Genomic DNA, 10,255 nt, shown 5'->3' on the forward strand with positions numbered 1-10,255 from the left:
GTTTTATGCGGTGGCACGTAGTGCCATCCGACATTAAAATTTTGTTATCTATCGTTTAATTTCAGCCTTTATTCATAGTGATAACGACAGGAAATGATCGTGAAACGGTTATCTTCTACTGCATAAACAAGGCGATTTGTGTCATCAATACGGCGAGACCAAAAACCTGATAGATTCATTTTTAAAGGTTCTGGTTTTCCAATACCTTCAAATGGAGATCGTTTGATATCTTCGATAATTTTATTGATGCGTTTTAGCGTTTTTTTGTCTTGGTTTTGCCAATAAAGATAATCATCCCAAGCTTCGTCAGTCCAAGTCAGTAATCTACTCATCAATCAGATCTCGCTCTTGAGTCTGATTATTACGGTATTGCGCGATTGATTTTGCCAAATGAGCAGCATTAGCTGGCGATTTTAATAGATGAACGGTTTCCATGAGGCTGTTGTAATAATCAAGTGACATCACTACAGCATCTTCAGCATCTCGACGAGTGATAATGGTGCAGTCGGCATCATTAACCACTTGATCTAAGACTGATTTAAGATTGTTGCGTGCTTCTGTAAATGAAACGACTTGCATAAAGACTCCGTTAACTGTGCAACTTATGGTACAAGTATAGCTCAGTCAACGAAATGTACAATTGGTTGTACAACTAAAACTTTCAAAAGATAGATAACTTCGACTTGTGGGGCGCGTTAGCGTCCCACACCAAGTTTTTGTTAACTAGCAAATTCGACTAGTTCAGATTGCTCAGTTTTAATTGTCACGCCGAAACTTTTAATATTTGGCAATGTAGCATTATGATGTTGAATGATGAATTCAGCAGGTGCGTGTTGTTTATCATGTGTTGTATGAGTATCACTCACTAACGTGATTTCAAAACCCTTTGCCGCTGCACTTCGAATCGTTGTATCTACACAAAATTCAGTTGCGTAGCCACAGACTACCAATTCAGAAACAGTTTGGTTTGTTAAAATTTGAAGCAAGTCGGTTTTTAAAAAAGAGTCAGGCGTGGTTTTGCGAACATAAAAATCTGATTCAGCCTGATTCAAATTATTAGGCAATTCCCAGCCATCACTCTGAAATTTCAGAATTTCATGGTTTGGTGTTTCATGTTGTATCCATATGACAGGCGCATTAGACGCTCGTGCCTTATCAGCAAGTTTATTGATATTAGAAATCACTTCATCAGATTTGTAAGGCGATGGTTTTGGTTCAAATAAGCCAACTTGGACGTCAATAATTAATAATGCTTTTGTCATTTGAATATGTGCTCAGAGTTGTAATTGCTAGTTAACTTTTAATTAAACGGCGGCACGTAGTGCCGTCCAGTGAGCAAAGCGAACGTGTTTGAATTAGTTGTTAGGTATGAACAAAGAAAAACATATTCATCATCAACAACAAAACTGGCTAAGTGGGACCGCGGACTTTCAATTTTCACCGCACCAGCTTTAAACAACCGCTCAGAATTACTCGCCGAGAATATCGCATCAGCGAAATTTGCTGAATTCTCAAATTAGCTCATTTAATGAGCATGCAGTGGTGGCTAAAAACACTGTGCCCCGATGATGAGCCGCTTAGGCGTTACACACTGACAGTGTTGATGGTTGCCGACACGTAACCAGCGCAGGCTGTGAGCTTGTCGAATCAACGTGAATTCATGTGTTGCGCGAGGCAACCTACTCGCAGGTAGTGAGCCGTAAAAATCACTGGCCATCTGCACAGCCGCTTTAGGGCTAAAATTCACCGCCACCAATAAAGCCGTTTTTATTACCTAACTTCTAACTTGTGGGGCGCGAAAGCGTCCCACACTAAGTTTTTGTTAACTGGTCGTTGAGTTGAAATTGTTTAAGGCACGACGGCATTTTGCGAACCACCGTTGTTGTCGATAAACATTTCTATATTCGGCCAGAACTTGAATTCATGAACGGGCTTACTATTTTCACGACTCAAAAAGTGCGCTGATTTTGAATTTACCCACTGAACTTGCTTTCGCTGAAACTGAATTAAACGCAAATTTTGCTGTGCCCAGAAGTGCAGGGAGCGGCGTTGAAATTTTCGACAAACTATCTATGCCAGCGGAAAACAAAACACGCAACTAACGAAACCAGTTAACTATAAGTTAAACGGCGGCACACAGTGCCGTCCAGTGAGCAAAGCGAACGTGTTTAAACGCCTTGTTAGGTAGGAGAATAAAGGAAATATCTTTTATTCATCACCACTGGACTGGCTAATTGGTACACAGACTTCAATGCTGCCACAGCGCTCGCTTTAAACCACCGCTCGGAATTACCCGCCGACAGGTTTGAAACTGCCGGTTTATTTTGTGTTTCACTGACATTATTCAGGAAACAGGGAGTGGTTACCTTAAACAACAGAGCCCAGATGATGAGCCGCTCCAGGCGTACACACCGACTGACTTGAAGGTTGCCGAAGACATAACCAGTGCAAGATAGAATTCCACACAGGCAGTGAGATCATGAGTTATGCAAGGCAACCACATCACTGGAAGTGAGCCGCAAATAACACGGAACCTCATACCAGCCGCTTTAAGGCTCGAATTTACCGCAAAAAAATTAAGAAAATTAATTACCTAACTTCAAGTTAACGGGCTGGGCGTAGCGAAGCGGAGACCAGTCCAGTGAGCAACGCGAACGGCGTTGAACGCCTTGTTATGCAGGGCGGATTCAATTACGAAGTGCGACAACTTTAAACATAAAAACAGCGAGATGTGATACTCAGGATTTTTACTCCCGCCAAGAAGTGAAAAGCCAATGAAATACACACATCTCACTGAGAATGAAAGATATATGTTGTCAGCCTTGAGAAAGCAAGGACTGACTGTCGCATCCATCGCCAAAGCCTTAGGTCGTCACCGAAGTACGGTCTACCGGGAAGTGGAACGAAACTCCCGATGGTGCAATTATGACCAGCTTTATAGTTACCAACCAGCGCGAGCCCAGCAAAAAGTCAGGGTAAGAACAAAGAAAGCCCGAAGGAACAAACGGTATGATCACATGGACTTTCTGCTGGTTGATGCCTTACTGAAATTGCATTGGAGTCCAGAACAGATCGTTGGCTATTTTCGTTACAAAGGCTATCCGGTGATGAGCCATGAAACGATTTACCAGCATGTCTGGGCTGATAAAAATGAAGGCGGCAATCTTTGGCAATACCTGAGACAGTCGCCGAAAATTAGACGTAAACGCTATCGAAGCAAAGACAGCCGAGGGCGAGTAGCAGCCAAACGGCATATCAGCGAACGCCCTACACTAGTGAACGAACGAGAAGAGTTCGGACACTGGGAAATCGATACAGTCATTGGACACGGCAGTAAACATTGCCTAGTCACGATGGTAGAAAGACAAAGCCGCTATACCCTCATAGGCCAACTGGATGATCGGACAACAGAAAGCCTGAACAGACGAGTCGGTTGGCTGATCAAAGAAACGGGCCTACCATTTAAAACCATCACAGCCGACAACGGCACTGAATTTAACCAATATCAGCAGTTAGAACGTAGCCACGGTTGTGACTTTTACTTTGCGACGCCGTATCATTCGTGGGAGCGAGGAACCAACGAAAACACCAATGGTCTGATCAGACAATACATCCCCAAAAAGCAAAGCATGGCGTTGTTAGGTCAACGGCATTGCAGCGACATAGCCAGAAGATTAAACACGAGACCAAGGAAAGTGCTTGGATTTAAAACCCCGGAGGAATTTATCCGTGAGTATCGTTAAGCTATGTCGCACTTCAAACTTGAAGCTACGGTGTGATGTACAGTTCAGAATTAATAATCTTGCATTTCTTGAAATTAACTCTGAATGGAATATTTTCTGCAACATATGTAACAACGTTAACAGGGCAGCGAACACCAAAAATTATGGATTTAATCCAAGTAGAATCAGCTTTGGTGACACTAATTTTGTTATCTTTAAAAGTAACTAGCTGTTTCATTTCGTGACTAAGTTTAACTCTATACTCATTTTCATAAGACCAATAATCCAGTTTTGTTCGTAGAGCTGCCCAGAGGTCATCCCCCATTTTTTCTTGACTAATAAGGCCCATATTTGACCGAGTAATGTCTAATAAATCGATGCTCGCAATTTGTTCAGAATAAATGACTTTATCGGCATTCATTTTATCCGCATCCCACTCGATACAAAAACCATGATGGCTATTCGCGTAATGCGACCACATCAGATTGTTAAGTGGATTTGTGGTTAAACAGTAAAAATAGTAAGAATCAATTAAGGTATTTGTTTGTTGTTTTAATTTTTGAAAAAAATCAGTGTTTCCAGGAGTAAAGGAATCAAATACTTCTCTTTGTGATTTTGAAAGTGAGCCGCGAAATTTTCTTAATCTTTCTCTGCGTGGAATGATAAAGTTAACTTTTGAATCGAATAGATCGTTAAAATTTTGTCTAGCAGAAAACACAACGGTGGCTTCAAATAAATTTTGAATTGATTTATTTTTAGCTGGAGGAACTGAAGGATCGATACTTTGATATTTATATAAATTCATATTTAAAGAAATTCAGTTACCAATATAACTTCAAGTTAACGGGCTGGGCGTAGCGAAGCGGAGACCAGTCCAGTGAGCAACGCGAACGGCGTTGAACGCCTTGTTATGCAGTATTGAAAAAACGAACTCGAGTTCGCCTCGGAAGTAACGACTGGTTTCTCGGGCTAGCGTTCAACACTGTAAACAGAAAAAATGGTTGTAAGGAATTACCCACGACGGCGTTGATGTGCAGAAGCGCATAATCGCCGTATCGAATTTGCTGAAGCTCACGACTGATATTGTTTGGCGTATTATGAGCGGGCACTACTCTCGGTAGTGAGCCGTAAACAACGCAAGGCTTGCAGCCAACGCCGCTTTAAAACTCGAATTCCCCGCAAAACTACCAGCGAAATAAAACTGCATAACTTTTACTTGTGGGGTTGCGTAGCAATCCCACACCAAGTTTTTGTTAGGTAATTTTTTACATGTTGATGATATTCAATCATAGAACTGGTTGTAGATATTCGCTGTTCAGATAAGGCGTGTAGTCGATATACCAGCCGTAGCCCGCGGCGTTTATATCGAGCGTGATTTGGGCAGATGAATCTGTACCGGTAGTATCGCCGAGAGAATAGCCGGAGAAATCAGCAAACTGAACCATAGTGTTAGCTTGTCCCAAACCTTTGAACGTTTGATTCTCTGAAATTTTCCACGAATCATGATCATGCCAATAACTTTCACTTTTACCGCAAAGTTTTTCTTGTAATTTAGCAGACTGACCTTCTTCAACAATCTGGTGTAACTTTTGTCTTGGCAGTACATTGATAAAATATTTCAATGTCAGGGCAATTGAGCGACCACGCTCATCCTTACCCTCCACTAGTACAGCAACGCGATCTTTGCCTAAATAGTCCCTATTAGGAAGGTACTGTAAGTCATGAAATTTTGGATCATTTCGTAAATTCACAAATTTCCCATGTGCTGGTTGCTGTAAAATAGAGACTTTAAAGCTTTCCAACCACTCCCCGTACCATTCCCAATCTATTCCGCCAGAACCTCGGGATTCGAGAAGGATTTTCATTTCCGCCGGCAAAAAATTATTCATATAAGTCGTCGGGTGTAATGAGTTAACGCTTGAATCATCCTCCTCTGAAATATCATCCTCAGTTGCAATGGATAGTTCACATACGCCATAAGTCATCGATCTAATTGATGAGGCAGATGAAGCAGAATCAGAGGCCGCAGCTAAAACAATTGATTCCTGAGGAACTGCTTGTGGCATGACGTCAGGCGTTGCAATAAAGACCATACCTATTCCTTTTGTCTCAAGTCAAAAATCTGTTTGCAGTTGTTCAACGGCTACTGTTGAAATTTATTTTGTAAATGATGATTCTCGGAGCACTGATGAAACAGAGGAACTTTCTTAATTACCTAACTATAAGTTAAACGGCGGCACGCAGTGCCGTCCAGTGAGCAAAGCGAACGTGTTTAAACGCCTTGTTAGGTAGGAGAATAAAGGAAATATCTTTTATTCATCACCTCTGGACTTGCTAACTGGTACACCGACTTCAATGCGGCCACTGCACCGGCTTCAAACCACCGCTCGGAATTACCTGCCGACAGATTTGAAACTGCCGGTTTACTTTGTGTTTCACTGACATTATTCAGGAAACGGGGAGTGGGCATCTCAAATCAAACGCCCGGATGATGAGCCGCTCCAGGCGTACACACGGACTGAGTTGAAGGTTGCCGAAGACATAACCAGTGCGGAATTGGATTACACACCGGAAGTGAGATCATGAGTTATGCAAGGCAACCACTTCACCGGAAGTGAGCCGGAAACAACACGGAACCCTCATACCAGCCGCTTTAAGGCTCGAATTTTACGTAAAAAAATTAAGAAAATTAATTACCTAACTTCGAATTGTGCGGTGGCTGAAAGCCATCCGACACTAATTTTTTGTTAGGCGATGTATATTGTTATTTTTTGATGTTAGTTTAGCTTTTTACTAGAAATCGGAAAGGAATTCATTTGTAAGGCTTTGACTTGTTGAATTTTTTCTTCAGCCTCTCTGGTGTTCATTGCTTCCTCTTCCACAAGCCATCTAAATTTTTCTATTTCGTTTTCAAATGTGTTATCTGGGTTTATTTCTCTATGCCACTCAAGAAGTTGAGCCTTTTTTCTTTTATTTATTTCATTAATTATCTGATTATGATATTTATCTTGGATAATAGGAATAATGCCATTTTCTGTTCGAAAAACAGAGTATTTTGTTTTTGATAAGTATGCCAAGAGGATGCAAGTAATACCGCTAAGTATCCAGATTCCTTGACCTGATGCTGGTGCGTTATAATAAAGTGCATTGCCCAGGTTATATATTCCAGCTATCGTCCATACGTAACCTACATTTTTAAGCCATTCATGTTGCTCAATACGAATTGAGCATTTTTTGGGGAAGTAGGCATAATTTATATTTTTATCGCCAGAGCCTGACTGAGTGTCATATGATAAATTAAAATAATCATCATATAATGTAAATGTATATTTATTTCCTTTCTTTTTTTGTTCGAATTTCATTTTATTTCTCTTTTTTTATCAAGGACTATTTTCGCCTAACTTTTACTTAAATGGCGGCATGCAATGCCGTCCAGTTTCAAGTTTTTGTTAGGTTTATTTTTGTAATCTATCAACTACACTCATAATTTTCATGGCTGCATCTAATGTAGCTTCATCTTGATTAGGCCAAGTTGATATGGGTTTGCCATCTTTAGGGACACCTTGATATTTTCCGAAAGGGGAGGCTTGCCATGCACATGGTCTTAATATCACGGGTATAACTATGGAAAGTCCTGCATCATGTCTTTTGATGGCTTCTTGTCCTTCAACTTCATAACAATATTTAGATTCGATAAAATCGGGGCTCAGGAAAAGTAATATAATATCAGATGTGTTCATCCGTGAATCAATTTCACTTTTCCAAGCTGAGCCTGGGGGTATCATTCTATCATGCCATTTTAAAATCCTTTTTTCACGTTCAAAGACAATAAGTTGTTGTCGAACGGAGTTCATTAATACTTCATCTGCATGAGAATATGAAAAGAATATTTCTATCATGTGTTTATCAACTTGTAAAAATAATGGCTATAAAAGCCATTTTGATTTATGCCATTTACCAGTTACATCGTAACAGTAATTATTGGGATGATTTACTTGGATTTCTTCAGCACTAATTGACTCTAACAATCTAACTCGTGCATTTTTTAATTTTAATAGTTTTTCTTCTGAGTTTTTGACTAAGGATGTTGATCTATAAAGTGAGAAATGAATCACTTCAATTTTAGGGTTTTGTTCATTAACTAATGCAGCAAAAGCTCTGAGACATAATTCACCATATTTTTTTCCGATTTGACGAGAGTTAAGAGCAAAGTGATCAATAGACAATATATTCTCATGAATACTCATGAGTTCAAAAGTACATAGTGATACATCGTTTATATAGCCATAACAATTTTCAGGTGCATTAGTTAAGGGGTAGTCGATCTTATCTCTGCGTCTGAAACTAATTCCTAAATATTCTTTTCTTAGCTGGATTTCTGCTTTGTCTTTATTAAAAATATTTTTGATAGAAGAAAACATATGATAAACCTAACTATAAGTTAAACGGCGGCACACAGTGCCGTCCAGTGAGCAAAGCGAACGTGTTTAAACGCCTTGTTAGGTAGGAGAATAAAGGAAATATCATTTATTCATCACCACTGGACTGGCTAATTGGTACACAGACTTCAATGCTGCCACTGCACCTGCTTTAAACCACCGCTCGGAATTACACGCCGACAGATTTGAAACTACCGGTTTACGTTGTGTTTCACTGCGATGATTCAGGAAACAAGGAATGGTCGCCTCAAACTATGTGCCCGGATGATGAGCCGCTTCAGGCGTACACACCGACGGACTTGAAGGTTGCCGAAGACATAACCAGTGCAAAATTGAATTTCACACTGGAAGTGAGATCATGAGTTATGCAAGGCAATCACTTCACCGGAAGTGAGCTGTAAACAACACTGAACCCACATACCCACCGCTTTAAGGCTCGAATTTTCCGAAAAAAATTAAGAAAATTAATTACCTAACTATTACTTATGGGGCAGCACGCAGTGCTGTCCGCCATTAAGTTTTTGTTAATTGGTTGGAATGAACACCAAAGGTGATTCAACCTCTTCTGTGACTTGTTAGTTCAGCCAGATAAAACGCCACCACAACGATTGTTCCATTTCTTGATATAGTCAATTCACGAAAGCGTGGTTTATCTACTCACTGTGTAGTCGTATTCTTTGCTCAACGAAACGTGATGCGTTTCACAAAAACAAAAAGACGAACACGGCCAAGCCGGTTCAACAAATGACTATCTGTGGAGTAAAGAACATGAAAAATACCTTCGTACGTTTTGCTGCTGTTGCTGCATTATCACTGGCTGCACTGTCATCTCAGGCTGCGGTAGACACTTATAAAGCACACGGTTCAGTATTGGCTGTCAATGCAGCAGACCAGACCGTAACTGTAAAACAAGATGCGGTTACGGAACTGGGCTGGCCAGCACGTACCGTCACTTACAATGCCGACGGTAGCAATGTGCTGAAAGGGGTGACTGTGGGTCAGACCGTCGATGTCCAATTTACCTCATCCAATGCTTTCAATGCAGATGCACACTTTGTAACGCCAGTTTCTCAATAATGAGACAGTAACAATCATAATGTCCAAGGGGTTATAAAACATAACTCCTTTTGTTTTTCTAAATTCTGCCTTCTCAGAGTGAAAAGTGAGTGTGCCATTTTCGTTTTAACGCCTCGATATTTGTTTAATTAATCGAGCGTACAGCAACACTGATTTTCAACTCCACGTTCCCCCAGTAATGGAGGCTTTTTGACAGAACAAACCAGCAAACCAAACCTAAATTAAATCCATTCGTATAGTTACAACCGAAAATCTTAAGCAACCAATTAACTATAAGTTAAACGGCGGCACGCAGTGCCGTCCAGTGAGCAAAGCGAACGTGTTTAAACGCCTTGTTAGGTAGGAGAATAAAGGAAATATCTTTTATTCATCACCACTGTACTGGCTAATTGGTACACAGACTTCAATGCTGCCACTGCGCCCGCTTCAAACCACCGCTCGGAATTATCCGCCGACAGGTTTGAAACTGCTCGCTGGTTTTATTTTTCACTGAAAGTATTCAGGAAACGGGCAGTGGTCGTTTCAAACCAAAACGCCCGGATGATGAGCCGCTCCAGGCGTACACATCGACGGGCTTGAAGGTTGCCGAAGACATAACCAGTGCAAGATAGAATTCCACACTGGAAGTGAGATCATGAGTTATGTAAGGCAACCACTTCACTGGAAGTGAGCCGTAAACAACACGGAACCCTCATACACACCGCTTTAAGGCTCGAATTTTCCGAAAAAAATTTAGAAAATTAATTACCTAACTTTTAGTTAAACGGCGGCACGTAGTGCCGTCCAGTGAGCGAATGCGAACGGGTTTGAACTTTTTGTTATGCTCTATTATCTGATGGTGCAGACACGCTACCATCATCGTGTAGGTAATATATATTATTCTCAACAATATCTTCTATAACGGCTTTTGCTGTTGTTGGCAGAGAAATAGTACTTTCTATTGTTGGTAATTGTACTTTAGTCAATCTAAATGAGAGAGAACTAATTTTTAGTAAACCTACCGTTTCAAAGTTGAAA

At 40.7% G+C, this 10,255-nt stretch carries 11 protein-coding genes; 2 read left to right on the forward strand and 9 right to left on the reverse strand.

The window, feature by feature from the left end:
• Window positions 1–68 precede the first annotated feature (68 nt).
• The 3 genes from H027_RS0117225 to H027_RS0117235 form a co-directional block, all read right to left on the reverse strand.
• Entirely contained in the window at window positions 69–332 is a 264-nt protein-coding gene (locus H027_RS0117225) for a Txe/YoeB family addiction module toxin (RefSeq protein WP_024873584.1), read from the reverse strand.
• Window positions 325–579 carry a type II toxin-antitoxin system Phd/YefM family antitoxin gene (locus H027_RS0117230; RefSeq protein ID WP_024873585.1) on the reverse strand — a complete coding sequence of 85 codons (255 nt, stop codon included), beginning with the start codon at window positions 577–579 and terminating at the stop codon, window positions 325–327. Before H027_RS0117230 ends, H027_RS0117225 begins: the two co-directional genes overlap by 8 nt.
• Window positions 580–719: 140 nt before the next feature.
• Window positions 720–1,262 (reverse strand): cysteine hydrolase family protein, encoded by a 543-nt coding sequence (locus H027_RS0117235; protein ID WP_024873583.1) that lies wholly within the window; start codon window positions 1,260–1,262, stop codon window positions 720–722.
• Between the two features lie 1,512 nt (window positions 1,263–2,774).
• Between H027_RS0117235 and H027_RS0117240 the strand changes: the two genes are divergently transcribed.
• Window positions 2,775–3,743 carry an IS30 family transposase gene (locus H027_RS0117240; protein ID WP_024870569.1) on the forward strand — a complete coding sequence of 323 codons (969 nt, stop codon included), beginning with the start codon at window positions 2,775–2,777 and terminating at the stop codon, window positions 3,741–3,743.
• Between the two features lie 25 nt (window positions 3,744–3,768).
• Here the strand turns inward: H027_RS0117240 and H027_RS0117245 are convergent, their stop codons facing one another.
• The 5 genes from H027_RS0117245 to H027_RS0117270 form a co-directional block, all read right to left on the reverse strand.
• Window positions 3,769–4,527, reverse strand: coding sequence for a DUF2971 domain-containing protein (locus H027_RS0117245; protein WP_024873628.1), 759 nt, complete (start codon window positions 4,525–4,527; stop codon window positions 3,769–3,771).
• A 481-nt stretch (window positions 4,528–5,008) separates the two neighbouring features.
• Window positions 5,009–5,815, reverse strand: coding sequence for a hypothetical protein (locus tag H027_RS0117250; protein WP_024873574.1), 807 nt, complete (start codon window positions 5,813–5,815; stop codon window positions 5,009–5,011).
• Window positions 5,816–6,499: 684 nt separating this feature from the next.
• A complete protein-coding gene (locus H027_RS0117260) occupies window positions 6,500–7,084 on the reverse strand; it encodes a hypothetical protein (RefSeq protein WP_024873576.1) in 585 nt (194 codons plus the stop codon).
• Between the two features lie 93 nt (window positions 7,085–7,177).
• Window positions 7,178–7,621, reverse strand: a complete 444-nt coding sequence (locus H027_RS0117265; protein WP_024873632.1) for a toll/interleukin-1 receptor domain-containing protein — start codon at window positions 7,619–7,621, stop codon at window positions 7,178–7,180.
• A gap of 27 nt (window positions 7,622–7,648) precedes the next feature.
• The gene (locus tag H027_RS0117270; protein WP_024873633.1) at window positions 7,649–8,143 is read right to left on the reverse strand and encodes a hypothetical protein; all 495 of its coding nucleotides are present in this window, start codon (window positions 8,141–8,143) and stop codon (window positions 7,649–7,651) included.
• Window positions 8,144–8,929: 786 nt separating this feature from the next.
• Between H027_RS0117270 and H027_RS0117275 the strand changes: the two genes are divergently transcribed.
• A complete protein-coding gene (locus H027_RS0117275) occupies window positions 8,930–9,238 on the forward strand; it encodes a copper-binding protein (RefSeq protein ID WP_024873571.1) in 309 nt (102 codons plus the stop codon).
• An 818-nt stretch (window positions 9,239–10,056) separates the two neighbouring features.
• Here H027_RS0117275 and H027_RS19215 read toward each other — a convergent pair.
• Window positions 10,057–10,255: hypothetical protein (locus H027_RS19215; RefSeq protein ID WP_237657998.1), on the reverse strand; the 199-nt coding region annotated here is incomplete at its 5' end.

This window comes from Tolumonas lignilytica (genome assembly GCF_000527035.1).
GTDB classification, from domain to species: Bacteria; Pseudomonadota; Gammaproteobacteria; order Enterobacterales; family Aeromonadaceae; genus Tolumonas; species Tolumonas lignilytica.

What these genes read in the sequence shown, in the direction of transcription:
- H027_RS0117260 (WP_024873576.1), bottom strand. Translation starts at nt 7,084, where the DNA reads ATGAAATTCGAACAAAAAAAGAAAGGAAATAAATATACATTTACATTA.
- H027_RS0117250 (WP_024873574.1), bottom strand. Translation starts at nt 5,815, where the DNA reads ATGGTCTTTATTGCAACGCCTGACGTCATGCCACAAGCAGTTCCTCAG.
- H027_RS0117245 (WP_024873628.1), bottom strand. Translation starts at nt 4,527, where the DNA reads ATGAATTTATATAAATATCAAAGTATCGATCCTTCAGTTCCTCCAGCT.
- H027_RS0117230 (WP_024873585.1), bottom strand. Translation starts at nt 579, where the DNA reads ATGCAAGTCGTTTCATTTACAGAAGCACGCAACAATCTTAAATCAGTC.
- H027_RS0117235 (WP_024873583.1), bottom strand. Translation starts at nt 1,262, where the DNA reads ATGACAAAAGCATTATTAATTATTGACGTCCAAGTTGGCTTATTTGAA.
- H027_RS0117225 (WP_024873584.1), bottom strand. Translation starts at nt 332, where the DNA reads ATGAGTAGATTACTGACTTGGACTGACGAAGCTTGGGATGATTATCTT.
- H027_RS0117265 (WP_024873632.1), bottom strand. Translation starts at nt 7,621, where the DNA reads ATGATAGAAATATTCTTTTCATATTCTCATGCAGATGAAGTATTAATG.
- H027_RS0117270 (WP_024873633.1), bottom strand. Translation starts at nt 8,143, where the DNA reads ATGTTTTCTTCTATCAAAAATATTTTTAATAAAGACAAAGCAGAAATC.
- H027_RS0117240 (WP_024870569.1), top strand. Translation starts at nt 2,775, where the DNA reads ATGAAATACACACATCTCACTGAGAATGAAAGATATATGTTGTCAGCC.
- H027_RS0117275 (WP_024873571.1), top strand. Translation starts at nt 8,930, where the DNA reads ATGAAAAATACCTTCGTACGTTTTGCTGCTGTTGCTGCATTATCACTG.